Here is a 17230-nt window from a genome sequence, read left to right as displayed (position 1 = left end):
ACTAGGAGACAGATCATGGCCACCGTTGCCGTCACCGACGCCACATTCGACGCCGAAGTCAAGAATTCCGACATTCCCGTCGTCGTGGATTTCTGGGCCGAATGGTGCGGCCCCTGCAAACAGATCGGCCCGGTTCTGGAAGAACTGTCAAGCGAGATGTCCGGCCGCGTCAAGATCGTTAAGGTCGATGTGGATAGCAACCCGAATTCCGCCGTCGCCATGGGCGTGCGCGGCATCCCGGCGCTCTTCATCTTCAAGGACGGGCAGGTTGTGTCGAACCGCGCTGGTGCTGCCCCCAAGGCCGCCCTCCAGAGCTGGATCGAAGACAGCATCTGAGCCTGCAACGCCACAAGATCAAAGGGGGTCGCGCCGGTCGCGGCCCCTTTTCTTTGTCCGAATAGCATGTTGACCATTTATGCAACTTCATTACGCCAATGGCCAGCCAAGCACCTTCAACCGCGTGGCGATCTGGTCCGATGCCTCTGGCGCACCGGCATTCACGGACGTCAGCTTGAGAAACCACAGCAGGTATTTGTCCCATTCCGGGGCGTGGTGCGCGACCCGATCAAAGGCCCTGTCCACGCCAATCTCTGCCACGTTCAGCATTGTATGGTGAAAATCTATTCTGGCAAAAACGATTGCGGGCTTGCGGAAAAACATTGCCATCAGCGCAACAGATGAATTTTCAGTAACCACGAAATCACAACTGCGCAGATGCGTCTCCATCCCGCCTATTGTCACGTCCAACAGAGGAAAGGCGCGGCGCAGCTCCTCCAGTTCTCGCATATCCGAGTCCGAATACTGCTCTTTGGGATGCAGCCCCGCAATCACCCGCCTGCCTTCTGCCCTCTGCAGCGTTTCGCGCAACATCGTCAGCGGGGACGCCATCTGAAACGAGCGTCGCTTGTCAATATACCCTTGCAGAGCCACATAAATTGTCCCGTCGCGACGGGTGTCGTCGGGGCCAATGTCAAACTTCCGCTTGGCCCAGTATTTGGCAAAACGCGTGGCCTCAGCCGGATCAATCTGGCTGGGGTCAAACTCCGTGCGGGCGACGTCGAAATTCCACCGCTCCGCCGTCCGCTCGATCCGCCAGAATGGCATGAGATAGGCAATCCGCAGGCTGAGCCCCTTGGCATGGGCCGGTTCCTGCATCAAGAAGAGGGCGTATGCGTCTGCGTCCGCGGCGGCCAGCGTATCCACCGGCCCTGCCGTGCAGATATCAAGCGTCCAATCCGACAGCGCCAGGGCCCGTTGCAGCATGTTCACGAAATTATGGTCGCCCGCGCGGGCGCGCTTATCCATCGGATTTGGGAAATACAACCGCGCGCGATTACCATGCATCATGGTGCTAAACCTAATCCACACCGCCCCTTTGCTCAAGCGGCTTGAAAGCCGGGCAAAGGTTGTAAACACTCGATGCGACAGTCATATAGAGCCGCGAAACGGAAGGAATTTCTTATGTCCGAAACCAAATTTCCCGGGTGGCACGGCACCACCATCATCGGTGTGCGGCGCGGCGGCGAGGTTGTCGTTGCCGGGGATGGGCAGGTCAGCCTTGGACAGACGGTGATCAAGGGCACAGCTCGCAAGGTGCGCCGCCTGTCGCCCGGGGGGCATCCGGTGGTCGCGGGTTTTGCCGGGTCTACGGCGGATGCCTTTACCCTGCTCGAACGGCTGGAAACCAAACTTGAGGCGACACCGGGCCAATTGCAACGCGCCTGCGTGGAATTGGCCAAGGATTGGCGCACGGATAAGTACCTGCAAAAGCTCGAGGCGATGCTCATCGTCACCGATGGCGATCAGCTCTATGTCATCACCGGCGCGGGCGACGTGCTCGAGCCAGAGCATGACGTGGCCGCCATCGGCTCGGGCGGCAACTTCGCTCTCGCTGCGGCGCGCGGTCTGGCCGAAAATCCCGACCTGAGTGCCGAGGATATCGCCCGCCGCGCCATGGCCATCGCCGCCGATATCTGCGTCTACACCAATGGCAAGCTGACGGTGGAAAGGATTTCCAAATGACCGACCTGACCCCGCGCGAGATTGTCTCGGAGCTTGACCGCTACATCATCGGCCAGAAAGAGGCCAAGCGCGCCGTTGCCGTCGCCCTGCGCAACCGTTGGCGGCGCAAGCAGCTCTCCGATGACCTGCGCGACGAGGTGTATCCCAAGAATATCCTCATGATCGGCCCCACCGGCGTTGGCAAAACCGAAATCTCCCGCCGTCTCGCCAAACTCGCCCGCGCGCCCTTTATCAAGGTCGAGGCGACCAAATTCACCGAAGTCGGCTATGTCGGCCGTGACGTCGAACAGATCATCCGCGATCTTGTCGACAGTGCCATTGCCCAGACCCGCGATTGGATGCGCGACGACGTCAAAACCCGCGCCGAACAGGCCGCCGAAGAGCGCGTGATCACCGCCATCGCTGGCGAGGATGCCCGCCAAGGCACCCGCGATATGTTCCGCAAGAAGCTGCGCGAGGGGCTGCTTGACGACACCATGATCGACATCGAGGTGGCCGATACCTCTAGCCCCTTGGGCATGATGGATATTCCCGGCCAGCCCGGCCAGCCCGGCAGCCAGATGGGCATGATGAACCTTGGTGATATCTTTGGCAAAGCGTTCGGCCAGCGCACCACAACCAAGCGTGTCAGCGTCGCCGACAGCTACGCGCTTCTGATTGGCGAAGAGGCCGACAAACTTCTTGATGATGAAACCGTCCACCGCACAGCGCTCGAGGCGGTCGAGCAGAACGGCATCGTTTTCCTTGATGAGATCGACAAGGTCTGCGCCCGCTCTGATGCGCGCGGCGCCGATGTCAGCCGTGAAGGCGTGCAGCGTGATCTCTTGCCGCTGATCGAGGGCACAACCGTTTCGACCAAATATGGCGCGGTCAAGACCGACCATATCCTCTTCATCGCGTCTGGGGCCTTTCACATCGCCAAACCGTCAGACCTCTTGCCGGAATTGCAAGGCCGCCTGCCCATCCGGGTTGAGCTGCGCGCGCTGACCGAAGGTGATTTCGTCCGCATCCTGACCGAGACGGACAATGCCCTCACCCTGCAATACACCGCCCTCATGGGCACCGAAGAGGTGACGGTCAGCTTTACTGAGGATGGTATCGCCGCCCTCGCCCATATCGCGGCAGAGGTCAATCAATCGGTCGAAAACATCGGCGCGCGGCGGCTCTACACCGTCATGGAACGGGTGTTCGAAGAACTGTCCTTCACCGCCCCCGACCGCGCCGGAGAGACCGTGACGGTGGATGCGGGGTTCGTGGAGGCGAATTTGGGGGAGCTGATGAGGTCAGCGGATTTGAGCAGGTATGTTTTGTGAGGGGGGATTAGTAACTATAACTAACGCTGAACTGGAGCCAATTTCTCATTCGTTAGGCAGGAGTAAGCACACTAGAAAAGTCACTTAACAATGAGACAAGTTTTGTCATTTCGTCCGGGACCTCAGTAACATACATTGCATCAATAATCGCACTAGGGCTAACGCTGACACCAAATTTATCTTGCAGATGCAAGTTTATTTTTGATAAAGCGTCCTTTCCTGGAAGCATAGCAATACGCGTTTCTGGGTCACTCCAAGACTTGTCAAACTCATTGAATGCGATGGCTGCTAATTCAGTCGCGTGTCTTCCACTGTGTGTGTTTCGGAAAAATGCTTTGTAACTCTCAGTCAACTGCGCTGCCAAATAACTCTTCTTCTCGTTACTATATTCTTCAAGAATCTTTTTTATGTCACTACCGGTTACGTTGCTTCGTGCAGTGCCGTTATGACTTTTCTCCATCCTCTTTGTGGCCGACCGAGCGATAGCATCAGGAATGAGAAGGAAGTTTTCAATCTCTTTTCGTTTGTGGATTGAGACAAACTTGCAGTGTTTTAGACAGTCATTTCGAATGGCCTCGCACTCATCGATACTTCGAAAGTCGCGATCAAGCACTGCAGCTGAGACAATCTTGAAACCAAGTGTTGCCTCCATTCCATCAATCATGTTGCGAATTCTTTCGGGGTTGAATCCTTGTGCGGCAACGACCGCGAAATCCTTGCTGTTTGCAACATCAGCCCTTCCAAGTTTTCGTGCGAATCTACCAAGGATACGAAAATCTTTACCTTCAACAAAAAGCGCACGGCGCGTACGCGCCAACTGGGTAAGTACCGGATTCGTATTGGAGCCCAGTGTTTGAAAAACTCCTCCCAATTGTGCTGGGTTTCGTAACCTGCGTGACGATTTATTTGCCTTGTTTACAACAACAATTTCGTCGGTTTCCGCTTCTGTAATGATCTCAGTCGAATGCGTTGCCAAAAGAATGTCGGGACCCAATTCGCGTAATATTCCCAGCAATTGTCTTTGCAGACTTGAGTGAAGGTAAATGTCGGGTTCATCAATCAAGAATATTGAGGCATTTTTGTTTTTAATTAGATGCGTAAGCATTTGGCACCAGACTTGAAACCCGAAGCCTGCCCAAAAAATTTCTCGCGGTATCCTATCTTCTGGGCAAAACATATGCAGATAAGATTTGGGAGGTTCGTGGCTTATCTCAGGACGTTGTATATCCATGCCAGGCCAGGAACGTATCAAGGACTCTCGAAACTCGTCGAAATCTTCAGGGTAGTGGTGCCAAATATTTCTGAAGTTCCTTGCCGCGCGATAATTAAATAGGGCAAGGCGTGCGGCTTCTGGCCCAAACAATTCTTCACGATGTTCGACCGGCCCAAGTATTGGAACAAATCCAATCGGGCAGTTGAACGCCTTTCTAAAGGATGTCGGTGTAAGAGCTGCTTTTCCTGATGAATAAGGAATCAGAGAGCATCCCCCATCCTTTGGAAAAAAGAGCATAAGAGAATTACCATTTGAAAGGTAAAACCGTACGTACGCGTCCACTGTGTCGTCATAGTTGTGAAATATATTCTCATCAGCGACAGAAATATTCTTGAGATCTACATGATAGCCATAAGCTTGCCCTTCAGGGGATGAAACTATCGTGGCCTTTTTTGCATTCCCTCGCCTAATTGATGATGCAAGGATACGAAAAGCGGTCAAAATTGTAGACTTACCAGCGTTGTTTGGACCGACCAGAATATTGAATTGTTTCAATTGTATCCGGTAATGCCGAAATGCTTTGAACCGGTGAAACTCGACTTCCGTGAAACGAATTGTTTCTTCTGTCATATCAGCCAATGACCCTACCCAACCGATGTTTCAAAGGGTAGCTTAAGAACAAACCGCCAACAACGGGTGATATGAGCTAAACGGGCCTTTTTCTACGCCAAAGTCTTGCGTCAAGCAATTGTGACGTGGCTATTCATGCCCCCACTTCCCCCTCCCCATCCCCCGCGCTAAACACACCTTATGGTTGTTCCGGTTCTCCTTCTTGCCCTCTCTCTCATCGGCGTTGCCGTGGCGCTTTTGTTGCCCGGCTATGGCGATCTGATCCTGCTGGCGGGGCCTTGCACCATCGCGGCTTTGATCCTGCTTTGGCGCGCCCTTTTTCTGCGGATCACGGCCCCGGCCGCGCCCGAGCCCGAGACAGAGCCGAACCGCATCCTGATCGACGGTTCCAACGTCATGTATTGGCGCGACAACACCCCGAGGATCGAAACGCTGCGCGAGGTCATCGGGCAGCTGCGCCGCATCGGCTTTGCGCCGGGGGTCGTGTTTGATGCCAATGCGGGCTATCTGCTGACCGGCAAATACAAACATGATGATGCCATGGCCGGCTATCTGGGGCTGGCCGAGGATTGGGTGATGGTCGTGCCCAAGGGCACCGTTGCCGATCGCTACCTTCTGACCGTTGCGCGCGATGTCGGCGCGCCCATCGTCACCAATGACCGCTACCGCGATTGGGCCGCTGACTATCCCGAAATCAAACAGTCGGGGCGTCTGATCCGGGGGGCTATCGTGACGGGGCGCTTTGGTTCGAAGGCATGGATATACCGACGTAAGACCGACACGATACCGGCGCGGATTTCCCCCTGTTTTCAGCGCGCTACCGCCCCCGCGCCCCGTCGATCCGCGCCCGCGCGGAATTGGAGCGCGGCATCCACAGCCCCCGGTCAATGGCCTCTGCCAGCCGCTCCGCCAACTCGCGCAGGGCCGATGGGTTATGCGCCGCGATGAAGGCCCGCGTATCCTCATCCTCTAGGAACGCGGCCTCTACCAGATCAAAGTGATGCCCCCGCACAGCGCCAGTTGTGGCAGCAAAAGCAAAGAGATAGTCCACCGTCGCGGCAATCTCGAACGCGCCTTTATAGCCGTGCCGCTTGACCCCTTCGATCCATTTCGGATTGACCACGCGGGATCGCACCACCCGCCCGATCTCATCCTCGAGCGTGCGGATAACCGGGCGTTCGGGGCGTGAATGGTCATTGTGGTAAACGGGCCGGTCGCGTCCCTGCAAGGTGCTGACCGCCGCCGCAGCGCCCCCCTCGAACTGATAATAGTCATCAGAATCAAGAAGATCATGCTCGCGGTTGTCTTGGTTCTGCACAATCGCCTCAGTCTGCCGCAGCCGGGTTTCAAACCCCGCCCGGTCCGGCGTTCCCGCCTCTTTGGCCCCATAGGCATAGCTGCCCCAAGTCAGGTACGCCTCTGCCAGATCGGCCTTGTCCGCCCAGAGCCGCTCGTCGATCATCGCTTGCAGGCCTGCGCCATAAGCCCCGGGTTTTGCGCCATAAATACGCGGGCCAATACCCTCACTCCGCGCCCTCGCGGCGGCGGAATTGCTGTCTTCGGCCTCGTCCAGCCCCTGCACAGCCCGCGCCGCACTGTCAAACAGCGCGATAAGCTGTGGAAACGCATCACGGAAAAATCCCGAGATGCGCAGGGTCACATCCACCCGCGGCCGCCCCAGCACGCCCTCGGGCAGAATCTCGAACCCGGTCACGCGCCGGTTGGCGGCATCCCATTTTGGCTTGACCCCCATCAGCGCCAGCGCCTGCGCGATGTCATCGCCGCCGGTGCGCATATTGGCCGTGCCCCAGGCGGTGATCAGCAAGGCGCGCGGCCAATCACCATGGGTTTGCAAATGCTTCTCAATCAAGAGGTTGGCAGATTTCCAGCCCAAGGCCCAAGCGGTCGGCGTGGGCACGGCGCGGCTGTCTACACTGTAGAAATTGCGCCCCGTTGGCAGGGTATCAAGCCGCCCGCGCGTGGGGGCGCCCGAGGGTCCGGGGACAATCGCCCGCCCGTTCAGCGCGCGCAACAGCCCCGCGCCCTCGTCCGGCCCACAGGCGGCAATGGCGGGGCGAATGCGCGCCGCAATCTCTGCCAAAACCGCCGACGTATGCGGTCCGATCTCTTGGCTGCCCTCCCTCAAGAGGCGCTGCGCCATAAGCTCCAAGCGTTCCACCGTGTCGCCATTGCTGCGCCATGGATCGGCGCAGAGACCGCCCAGGTCCTGCGGCTTTTCAGTGGCGGCCCCGGCCATATCGCAATCAAGCGGATCAATGCCCAGCCCGAAATCACGCGCCAGCGCCCGGATCAGCGAGGCGTCTCCACCCTGACCATCGCCGCGCGGCACCCGGGCCAAGGCAATGGCCAGATCAATTTCTTGCTGCCCTGTGGGCGATTGACCGAATACATGCAGCCCATCGCGGATCTGCGCCTCTTTCAACTCGCAGAGATAGGCATCAAGCTGCGCCAGATCAGACTCTTCATCCGCCCCGGACATGCCGACATCCTTATCGAGCCCGGTGGCAGAACTCAGTGTCAGGATCTCGCGCCGCAGATGGGCGATGCGGCGTGGATCGACCCCGGCGGCCTCGTAATACTCATCCACCAGCGCCTCGAGATCGCGCAGCGGGCCATAGGTTTCGGCGCGGGTCAGAGGCGGAGTAAGGTGGTCGATGATCACCGCCTGCGCGCGGCGTTTGGCCTGCGTGCCCTCGCCGGGATCGTTGACGATGAACGGGTAGACATGCGGCATCGGCCCTAGCACCGCTTCAGGCCAGCATTCGGCGCTCAGCGCCAGCGCCTTGCCCGGCAACCATTCAAGATTGCCATGCTTGCCCATATGCACGATCGCGTGTGCGCCGAAATGGTGGCGCAGCCAGATGTAGAAGGCGAGGTAATTGTGCGGCGGCACCAGATCGGGGGAATGATAGGTCTCGGTCGGGTCGATGTTATAGCCCCGTGCGGGCTGTAGCCCGACCACGACATGCCCAAAGGTCAGGATTGACAGGGCAAAGCCTGCACCGGTGCTGCCGTCGGATTTGAGAATTTGGGGAACAATGAAAGGGTCCGTCTCAGGCGCGCCCCAACGGGTCGTCATCGCCTCGCGCAGATCCCACGGCAGGGCGTTGAAATGCTCCAGATAGATATCCAGCGGCAGGGTTTCACCGCCGTCGCGCGATGCGCGATCCGTGAGCCAGTTGGTCGGCCCCGCCATCACCGCGCGCATCAGGGCGTCGCTATCTTCTGGCGGATTGGCGACGGTATAGCCCGCCTCGGCCATCAGGCGCAGCGTGTGCACCGTGGCCGCAGGCGTATCAAGACCCACACCATTGGCCAGCCGTCCATCCTTGTTTGGGTAATTGGCAAGGATCAGCGCCACCCGCCGCTTGGGCGCAGGCGTCTGGCGCAGTTTGGCCCAATTGGCGGCCAGCTGCGCCACAAAATCTACCCGGTCGCCAACCGCGCGATACGTGGCGATGGCGCATTCTGTGGCTGCGTCGAAAAACGCCTCGCCCTTGAAACTGATGGCACGGGCAAGAATGCGGCCATCGACCTCGGGCAGGGCCACGTTCATGGCTATGTCGCGGCCTGAAAGGCCCGTGAGCCCCTTGGCCCATGCCTCTTCGGTCGATCCTGCCAAGACCACCTGAAACACCGGGGCGCTATTGGCGGCGGGCATGGCCAGTGGATTCTCTGGGCTTTCGTCGCCCGCATGCGGCGAACCTACGGCAAAAGCGGTGCAGTTCAGGATCACTGCAGGTGGTGCCACGCTGAAAAGATGCTCCAGCGTTGCTACCGACACCGGATCTTTGAGCGATGCGACAAAGACCGGCAGCGGATTAAGCCCGGCGCGCAACAGCGATTTCACCAGCCGGTTGATCGGATGAAGCCCGGCCCCCTGCACCAGCGCACGGTAAAAGATAACGGGCACCACCGGCTGGCCGGCACCCCAAGCCTCTTGCGCGGCGCTTAGGCCTGCGACACCCGCACCCGGCCAATAGACGCCCGCGCGCAGCAGCGGGCTGGCGGTGGCAGGGGGGTCGCCGCCCTCCAGCATGGTCTGCGCATAGCGCAGGAAATTCCCGGCATTTTCCGGCCCACCTTCCACAAGATAGGACCAAAGCGCATCGTAATCCGCATCCGATACCGTGGACAGGCCGCGCAATTCTGCGTCTGGCTTGTCATCGCCGGGCAAGAGCGCCAATGGCACGCGGGCCTCATGCAGACGCGCGGCATATTGTTCGGCCCCGTATTTCCAATAGCCCACACCGCCCAGAACCCGCGCGATCACCAGCCGCGATTTCGTGGCGCAGTGATCGAGATGCAAGTCGACGGACATCGGGTGCTGCAAATGGCTGAGATTGGCCAGCCGAAGACTGGGTGGGCCTGCCATTTCGCCGCGCGCCTCGCTTAGTGCCGCAAGCTCGGTATCGGCGGCCGAGACAAAGACCACATCGGCGGGGGTTTGGCCCAGATCGACGGGTTCCTTGCCATCTTCGATGGCCCCGGGGGTGGCGGCGAGAAGATGCATCAGACGGTTCCAGCTTGAACGGGGCGGTAATTTGCGGCAATAGCGGCGTCAGAGCGGCCCCATCTGGGGGGCCGGGCCGAAAGGGCAACGACATGGATTACAACGCATTGGGCGCCTCCAAGAAAGGCGGCAAGATTCCCCGCCACAAGGAGCATAACGCACCGGGTACGGACAAGAACCCGTTTGGCAAGCGCCCCTCCAAGGAAGAGCTGATCGCGCGCCTCAAGGCCAAGGCCGAGAAGTCGTCGAAATAGGCTCATAGCCGCTTTTCCATGAAAATGGACGAGGGCGCGTTGGGATAATCGCCGAACGGGCCCCTCGGCATAAAACCGTGCCGGGCATAGAGCTTGTGGGCTGCGGTTAGCAAATTGCCGGTTTCCAGTCGCAGGCAGGGCAGGGCGTGGGTGCGCGCCTCGTCCTCGATCTGGCGCAACAGGGCGTCTGCTACGCCCTGTCCACGCGCTGTTTCAGCCACGAACATGGATTTCACCTCGCCATAGCCATCGCGCAATGCAAGCGCGCCGGTGCCAAGGATTGTGGTGCCGATGCGCGCAGCAAAAAAGCGGATATCGGGCGCGCAGAGCGCGTCGATATCGAGAAAGAAGTTATCCTCGGGCGGAAACAGCAATTCCATCAGGGCATGGCTTGCGCGCAAAAGCGCGCTGGCCTCTGGATGCCTTGGGTCTGCCGCCTCGACGATGATCATGCCAAGAGCGCGGAGGTGATCGCCGCCCGGTCCATCCCGGCCTGACCGATCACCACCAGCCGCGTTTGGCGCGGACCGGACCCAAAGGGTTGGTCGAAATAGCTGTCGACACGCGGCCCAACCGCCTGAATCGTCAGGCGCATCGGCTTGCCCGCCACGGCGGCAAAGCCCTTGAGCCTCAGGATATCATGCGCGCGGATCACCTCTGTGACCTGACGGGCAAAGCTGGCCGGATCAGTGAGCTCGGGCCGCGTCACCACAAAGCTCTCAAAGGCGTCATGGCCATGGTCATGATGGTGATCATGGTCATCATCATCGTCGTCGTGATGATCATCATCATCGTCGTCATGGTCATGGTGATGATGGTGCAGTTCATGCCGCGCCTCCATATCCGCCTCGGCACCGATACCCTGACCAAGCAGCACCTCGACCGGCAGCGCGCCCATCGTCGCGGTCACGACTTGCACGCCATCACGCGAGTCTGCGCGCAGCCGCGTTGTAAGCGCGATGCGCTCCTCCTCGGTCAGCAGATCGGATTTGTTGATCACGATCATATCGGCACAGGCCATCTGATCCTCGAAGAGTTCCGATAGCGGCGTTTCGTGGTCAAGGTTTTCATCAAGCTTGCGCTGGGCATCGACCGCCGCCACATCATGCGCAAAGCGTCCTTCGGTGACGGCCTTGCCATCGACCACTGTCACCACGCCATCAACGGTCACCCGCGTGGAAATCTCGGGCCAGTTAAAGGCCCGCACCAGCGGCTGCGGCAGCGCCAGACCAGAGGTTTCGATCACAATGTGATCGGGCGCGCGCTCGCGGTCCAAAAGTTTTTGCAGCGTGGGAATGAAATCCTCTGCCACGGTGCAGCAGATGCAACCGTTCGACAATTCCATCACATCCTCGTCTGAACAGGTCTCGATTCCACAGCCTTTGAGGATGTCGCCATCTACGCCCAGATCGCCGAATTCGTTGATGATGAGTGCAATGCGCTTGCCGCCCGCATTCTCGAGCATATGCCGGATCAACGTAGTCTTGCCGGCCCCGAGAAATCCTGTGACGACGGTGGCGGGAATCTTGGCTTGCATGTCTTTGCTCCTTCAGGGGCTTGCATCGGGCGGGGCGGCTGGCCTAAGCCCGGTGGAAAAGGGGATCGGGCATGATGCACCGGATTGTGGTCTGTTCTACGTGCGAGGGCACGGATGGCAAGGGCTTTGCGGCCCGGTTGCGCGCGGCTTTCAGCGAACGGGGTATGGAGTTCACGGTGCAGGACCATGACTGCATGTCCAATTGCGCCCGTCCGCTCAGCGTGGCCTTTTCCGCGCCGGGCAAGGCCACGTATCTCTTTGGCGACATAGACCCCGCAGGCGATCTTGAGGATACGCTGGCCTTTGCTGCGCTATATGCCGAGTGCGCCGATGGCTGGATCGAGGATGCACGTCCTGCCGGACGGCTCCGGCATTGCCTGATCGGGCGCGTGCCGGGCTGAGGGATCATTCGATCACCACCGCAATCGTGGCCTCTATGGGTACGCCGCCCACGGCCAGTTGCGTATGGTCATTGGCATTCAAAGTCACGCGTAGCTCATGGCTGCCGACAGGCAACGCATCCAGCTGCATCCATGGGCCGTAAGCACGCGCGATCTTGATCCCGTTGAGATAAAGATGCGCATGCCCATGCCCCGGCATATGCGGGCCATTCACCCCCTCGGGATCAAAGGTAAAGTTCTCTACCCCGATATGCAGGTTGCGGCTCTGCGCTCCATCGGCGTGCAACGTCAGGTCCAGCATCGGGGCAGGCGTGCCCGCTTCGGTCAGTGTGGCATGAGCGCTGCCGCCATGATCATGCGCGCTGTGGTCGTGCACTGCCGCGCCGTGGTCGTGGTCATGCCCCTCAAGCTGCGCGCCCGATGTAGCGGCAATCAAAAACCCCAGACCTGTTCCGAAAAAAAGGCCGATGCCGAGAAAGGCAAATGGTTTTGCCATAATATCGCTCTCCTTGCGGATGGCCCCGGCACCGTGATGCCGGGGTGATGTCATGTCAGGCGGTGGCGCTTTCACGTTGCCAGAAATACCCGGCAAGCGCGCCAAGACAGACCCAAGCCGCCATCCCGACGCCAAGCGCACGCGCAGCAAAGAGCGCGGCCAGTTCCGGTGGCACAGGCCCGGTAAAGCTTTCGGGTTCAGGCGCGCCGATCAGATGCGGTGCCGCCAACAGCGCGATCGCAACCGCCAGCATCACCGGCCCTTTGCCAAAGGCCATCAAGCCAAGCCCCACCGCCGTGGCAATCACTGTGCCCCACCACCAGATTTGTCGTGCGGTGATGTCGGTATAGGCCACGCCCGGCACTTCCGGCGGCAGCGACACAGCGGGTGCGAAATGCAGCGCGACAAATCCCGCCAAACCCCACATCACACCGCGGCGCGCGTCGATGCGCACGCCATATTCCGCCGCCATCCCCATACAGGCCACCAGAACCAGCCCGTAGCCCACGTAGATCAGCGCCGCAAACAGGATGCTTAGCCCGTCGCGCATCACGTCAAACCCCGGCAATTCGGGCGTGGCGCTGATCGCCTCTGCCCCGAAATGCACAAGAGTGCCCCCTTCATACAACTCGGCATGCAAAAGCACGGGCTGAATGAACACCATCTGCAACAGGGCGGCTATCAGCCCTGCACAGAAACCAGCGAACAACGCGCTGGTCGCAATTTTTGAGAACATAGGTTAGTGGCAGGGAAAGCCGGTTGCGTGGCGCACATCGTGCGCTGCGTCATGCAGTGCCGAGGCTTGCACATGGCCTGCGACGGTCACGATGCCCAAGCCCAGAAAGAGCGCGGCAATGAACGGCAGGACGGTAGATTTTGCAGCAGTTTGAACCAATGTGGTCATGGCGATATCTCCTTTGCGCCTCTCACCCGAGGCGGGATTGACGAACGCAGGGCTGGTCTCCTGGCTCGCGGGTCGTCGCCTGTCTGCCGCCTTCCCAAGGTGATAGGCACCTCAGTGGCATCTGGCAGGGGCTCGCCGCTTACAGTCGCGGGGGCGGCTGACGCATAGGCGCCCTAATTGGGTCCACCGGCACGTCATTCCCATTTCATCCCCGAGGCGCTTTGCACCCAAACGAGGAACCTTGCCCGTCCGGTATGCAGGCTGTTCTGCGACCCGTCAAGGAGGATTGCGACCGCTTTTTGGCAATCCGCGGCATTCTTTCTGCGGGGCTTGGCGGCGGTTCGCCCAATATCATGTGGATAAATGCTGTGACCGCCCCATATCATGTGGTTGGTCGTTGACAGGCCCGCCCCTCAGACATCACAATTCTACGACAACGGAATCACCGGACACGAAGGGCGCGCGCGCAGGTGCAGTTCTCGAAACTCAGATTGACCGGCTTCAAAAGCTTTGTCGACCCGACCGATCTGATCATCGCGCGCGGTCTTACCGGTGTTGTTGGTCCCAATGGCTGTGGCAAATCCAACCTGCTTGAGGCGCTGCGCTGGGTGATGGGTGAAAACCGTCCCACTGCAATGCGCGGCGACGGTATGGAGGATGTGATCTTTGCCGGGGCCGCAACCCGGTCTGCCCGCAACTTTGCCGAGGTGGTGATTCACCTCGACAATTCCGACCGTCTGGCGCCCGCCGGGTTCAACGAGGCCGATCAGCTTGAGATCACCCGCCGCATCACCCGCGATGTGGGCTCTGCCTATAAGGTGAATGGCAAGGACGTGCGCGCCCGCGACGTGCAGATGCTCTTTGCCGATGCCTCAACCGGCGCGCATTCGCCCGCTTTGGTGCGTCAGGGGCAAATCTCGGAGCTGATCAACGCCAAGCCGAAATCGCGGCGGCGGATCCTGGAAGAGGCCGCTGGCATTTCCGGCCTCTATCAGCGCCGCCACGAGGCCGAATTGAAGCTGCGCGGGGCCGAGGCCAATTTGACCCGTGTCGATGACGTGGTCGAGCAACTGGCAAACCAACTGGCGCAATTGGCACGACAGGCCAAGCAGGCGGCACGCTATCGCCAAATTGGTGAAGAACTGCGCTTGGCTGAGGGTCTGTTGCTCTATCGCCGCTGGAAAGAGGCCGATTTGGCCCGTGCTCGTGCCGAGGATGACTTGCGCGAGCGCACCACAGTCGCCGCTCGCGCAGAGTTGGCTGCACGCGAGGCGGCCAAGGTGCGCGCCCGCGCCGAAGATGCCCTGCCCAAGCTGCGCGAAGAAGAGGCCATCGCGGCGGCAATCCTGCAACGCCTGAGCGTGCAGCGTGACACCCTGACCGAACAAGAGGCGTCCGCCCGCGACCGCATTGCCACGCTGCGCAGCCGGATCGAGCAACTCGCCCGCGACATGGAGCGCGAGGCGGGGTTGAACCGAGACGCAGGCGAGACCATCGCGCGTCTGGAATGGGAGGCCGGCGAACTTGCCAAAGGGGCCGAGGGCCACGATGCCCGGCTTGAAGCGGCCCAAACCGAGGCGCGCGAGGCTGCGCAAATCCTGCAACAGCGGGAAAATGATCTCAGCCAGATGACCGAGGATATGGCGCGCCTTGCCGCCCGCCACCAATCTGCACAGCGCCTTCTAGAGGATAGCCGCAAGACCTTGATCAAGAGCGAGGCCGAGGCCGAACGTGCCCGCGCCGCACAAGCCGACTTGCGCGCGGCCCTAACGCGCGCCGAGGCCGACCACACCGCCGCACAAGAGGCCGAGGCCGAGGCGGTCGCCCGCGCAGAGGCGGCGGAATCCGCCCTGTTCGCCGCTGACGAGGCGCGCGCCGAGGCTCAGGCCCAAGAGGCCGAGGCGCGTGCCGCGCGCTCTGAGGCCGAGGGCGAATTGGGGGCCTTGCGCGCCGAGGTCACGGCCTTGGCCAAGCTGGTGCAGCGCGACACGGCCGAGGGCGGGCAGGTGATGGACCGCCTTCAGGTGCAACAGGGCTTTGAGAAGGCACTGGGCGCTGCCCTTGCCGATGATCTGCGCGCCCCCGAAGTCGAGGCCGATGGCCCCTCTGGCTGGACCGTGCTGCCTGCCTATCACACGCCGCAACCCCTGCCCGGGGGGGTGACCGCGCTCAGCCGCCATGTCTCGGTTCCCGAGGTGCTGGCCCGGCGCATGTCGCAGATCGGGTTGATCGATCCCGAGGATGCCGCCCGTCTGCAACCCCTTTTGAAACCCGGTCAGCGTCTGGTCAGCACCGAGGGGGATCTATGGCGCTGGGACGGATTTCGCGCATGGGCCGAGGATGCCCCCTCTGCCGCCGCCCTGCGTCTGCAACAGCTCAACCGGCTTGAGGAGCTCAAGCAACAGCTTGAACACACCACAGCGCGCGCAGAGGGGGCCGTGCGCGGCCACGAGGCGCTGCGCGAGGCGCTGATCCGTCGCACCGAAGAGGACCGCGCCGCCCGTGAGGCCCGCCGCTCTGCCGATGCCGCCGTCAACGAGACCAATCGCGCCCTCAGCCGCGCTGAGGCGGATCGCAACCTTGCCGGATCGCGGCTGGAATCATTGGGTCTCGCCGTCACCCGCCATGACGAAGAGGCGATGACCGCCCGTCAGAGCCTGTCTGAGGCGGAAAAGGGTCTGGCGGGACTTGGCGATCTGGATGCCACCCGCGCCGATCTCGAAGATATCAAGATGGCCGTCGAGGCCGCGCGCATGACCATGATGACCAAACGGTCAGGGGCCGACGAACTGCGCCGCGAGGGCGAGCGCCGGACGCGCCGCAGTCAGGAAATCACCAAGGAAGTCAGCGGCTGGCGGCACCGGCTCGACACTGCCGAGCGTCGGATCGCGGAACTGGCAGAGCGCAAGGAAGAGTCCGAAGAGGCCCTCGCTGATGCCAGTGCTGCACCCGAACTTCTTGCTGCCAAGCGCGCCGAACTGGGCGAGGAAATCACCCGCAGCGAGGCCCGTCGCGCCGCCGCCGCCGATGCGCTCTCGACTGCTGAAGGGGCCGCGCGCCAAGCCGCGCTGGACGAGCGCGACTCCGAACGCCTGGCCTCAGAGGCTCGTGAAATGCGTGCTCGGGCCGAGGCCCGGCTGGATGCCGCGCGCGAGACCCGAGACTACGCCGCCGAGCGGATCAACGAGACGCTGGAGCAAACCCCCGAGGCCCTCTTGCAGAGCCTCGCGGTCGATCCCGACACCATGCCCGCCTCTGATGCAATCGAGGCTGATGTGAACCGCCTTAAACGACAGCGCGACGCACTGGGGGCCGTGAACCTGCGCGCCGAAGAAGACGCCAAAGAGGTCGAGGCCGAGCATGACAGTCTGATCAAGGAAAAGACCGATCTTGAAGAGGCGATCAAGACCCTGCGCAGTGGTATTGCCAGCCTCAACCGCGAAGGGCGCGAGCGGCTTTTGACCGCGTTCGAGACGGTCAATTCCAACTTTAGCCTGCTCTTTCGTCACCTTTTTGGCGGTGGCGAAGCCAGTCTTGTGCTGGTCGAGAGCGAAGACCCATTGGAGGCGGGGCTTGAAATCATGTGCCAACCGCCGGGCAAGAAGCTCTCGACACTCAGCCTCTTGTCGGGCGGAGAACAGACCCTGACCGCGCTGGCGCTGATCTTTGCCGTGTTTCTCGCCAATCCCGCGCCAATCTGTGTGCTGGATGAGGTGGACGCGCCCCTTGACGATGCCAATGTCACCCGCTTCTGTGATCTCTTGGACGAGATGTGCCGCCGCACTGAAACCCGCTTTCTCATCATCACCCATCACGCCGTGACCATGAGCCGGATGGATCGGCTTTTTGGCGTTACCATGGCCGAACAAGGCGTAAGCCAACTGGTTTCGGTCGATCTCAAGAAGGCGGAAGCAATGGTCGCCTGA

General features: G+C 60.7%; 14 protein-coding genes, 1 pseudogene and 1 riboswitch. Of the genes and pseudogenes, 7 read left to right on the top strand and 8 right to left on the bottom strand.

Going from position 1 to position 17230, the window contains the following annotated elements; genetic code table 11:
* Positions 1–15 precede the first annotated feature (15 nt).
* On the top strand, positions 16–336 hold the full coding sequence (trxA, locus tag ACLGGT_RS05560) for a thioredoxin (protein ID WP_008279716.1): 321 nt from the start codon (positions 16–18) through the stop codon (positions 334–336).
* A gap of 90 nt (positions 337–426) precedes the next feature.
* Here trxA and ACLGGT_RS05555 read toward each other — a convergent pair whose 3' ends face one another.
* The gene (locus tag ACLGGT_RS05555) at positions 427–1347 is read right to left on the bottom strand and encodes a hypothetical protein (RefSeq protein ID WP_437195223.1); all 921 of its coding nucleotides are present in this window, start codon (positions 1345–1347) and stop codon (positions 427–429) included.
* 114 nt (positions 1348–1461) lie between these two features.
* Here ACLGGT_RS05555 and hslV point away from each other — a divergent pair, with 114 nt between their 5' ends.
* The gene (hslV, locus tag ACLGGT_RS05550; RefSeq protein WP_437195222.1) at positions 1462–2022 is read left to right on the top strand and encodes an ATP-dependent protease subunit HslV; all 561 of its coding nucleotides are present in this window, start codon (positions 1462–1464) and stop codon (positions 2020–2022) included.
* Positions 2019–3335, top strand: coding sequence for an ATP-dependent protease ATPase subunit HslU (hslU, locus tag ACLGGT_RS05545; protein ID WP_437195220.1), 1317 nt, complete (start codon positions 2019–2021; stop codon positions 3333–3335). Before hslV ends, hslU begins: the two co-directional genes overlap by 4 nt.
* 52 nt (positions 3336–3387) lie before the next feature.
* Here hslU and ACLGGT_RS05540 read toward each other — a convergent pair whose 3' ends face one another.
* On the bottom strand, positions 3388–5178 hold the full coding sequence (locus tag ACLGGT_RS05540) for an ATP-dependent nuclease (RefSeq protein WP_437195218.1): 1791 nt from the start codon (positions 5176–5178) through the stop codon (positions 3388–3390).
* Positions 5179–5358: 180 nt separating this feature from the next.
* Between ACLGGT_RS05540 and ACLGGT_RS05535 the strand changes: the two are divergent.
* A pseudogene (locus tag ACLGGT_RS05535) lies at positions 5359–5820 on the top strand (NYN domain-containing protein); the annotation flags it as partial.
* Between the two features lie 175 nt (positions 5821–5995).
* Here the strand turns inward: ACLGGT_RS05535 and cobN are convergent.
* A complete protein-coding gene (gene cobN, locus ACLGGT_RS05530) occupies positions 5996–9712 on the bottom strand; it encodes a cobaltochelatase subunit CobN (RefSeq protein WP_437195217.1) in 3717 nt (1238 codons plus the stop codon).
* Between the two features lie 92 nt (positions 9713–9804).
* Between cobN and ACLGGT_RS05525 the strand changes: the two genes are divergently transcribed.
* Entirely contained in the window at positions 9805–9966 is a 162-nt protein-coding gene (locus ACLGGT_RS05525) for a hypothetical protein (protein WP_008279707.1), read from the top strand.
* Between the two features lie 2 nt (positions 9967–9968).
* On the opposite strand, the gene ACLGGT_RS05520 is transcribed toward ACLGGT_RS05525, so the two are convergent.
* Complete coding sequence (locus ACLGGT_RS05520; protein ID WP_437195216.1) at positions 9969–10418, bottom strand: GNAT family N-acetyltransferase; 450 nt, start codon at positions 10416–10418, stop codon at positions 9969–9971.
* A complete protein-coding gene (gene cobW, locus ACLGGT_RS05515; protein WP_437195214.1) occupies positions 10415–11503 on the bottom strand; it encodes a cobalamin biosynthesis protein CobW in 1089 nt (362 codons plus the stop codon). The genes ACLGGT_RS05520 and cobW overlap by 4 nt, the downstream gene beginning before the upstream one ends.
* Before the next feature lie 71 nt (positions 11504–11574).
* Here cobW and ACLGGT_RS05510 point away from each other — a divergent pair, with 71 nt between their 5' ends.
* Positions 11575–11904, top strand: coding sequence for a DUF1636 family protein (locus tag ACLGGT_RS05510; protein ID WP_008279704.1), 330 nt, complete (start codon positions 11575–11577; stop codon positions 11902–11904).
* A gap of 4 nt (positions 11905–11908) precedes the next feature.
* Here ACLGGT_RS05510 and ACLGGT_RS05505 read toward each other — a convergent pair whose 3' ends face one another.
* The 3 genes from ACLGGT_RS05505 to ACLGGT_RS05495 are packed head-to-tail and all read right to left on the bottom strand — an operon-like array spanning position 11909 to position 13304.
* Entirely contained in the window at positions 11909–12400 is a 492-nt protein-coding gene (locus tag ACLGGT_RS05505) for a hypothetical protein (RefSeq protein WP_037297028.1), read from the bottom strand.
* Between the two features lie 55 nt (positions 12401–12455).
* Entirely contained in the window at positions 12456–13136 is a 681-nt protein-coding gene (locus ACLGGT_RS05500) for a CbtA family protein (protein ID WP_008279702.1), read from the bottom strand.
* 3 nt (positions 13137–13139) lie between these two features.
* Positions 13140–13304 (bottom strand): CbtB domain-containing protein, encoded by a 165-nt coding sequence (locus tag ACLGGT_RS05495; RefSeq protein WP_437195213.1) that lies wholly within the window; start codon positions 13302–13304, stop codon positions 13140–13142.
* A 33-nt stretch (positions 13305–13337) separates the two neighbouring features.
* A riboswitch (cobalamin riboswitch) is annotated at positions 13338–13561 on the bottom strand.
* Between the two features lie 213 nt (positions 13562–13774).
* Here ACLGGT_RS05495 and smc point away from each other — a divergent pair.
* Positions 13775–17230: a chromosome segregation protein SMC gene (gene smc / locus ACLGGT_RS05490; protein ID WP_437195212.1), complete on the top strand. Its 3456-nt coding sequence runs from the start codon at positions 13775–13777 to the stop codon at positions 17228–17230.

This window comes from Roseovarius sp. MS2, from assembly GCF_051447875.1.
Taxonomy (GTDB): Bacteria; Pseudomonadota; Alphaproteobacteria; order Rhodobacterales; family Rhodobacteraceae; genus Roseovarius; species Roseovarius mucosus_A.
This window is presented reverse-complemented; position numbering and strand designations above follow the sequence as displayed.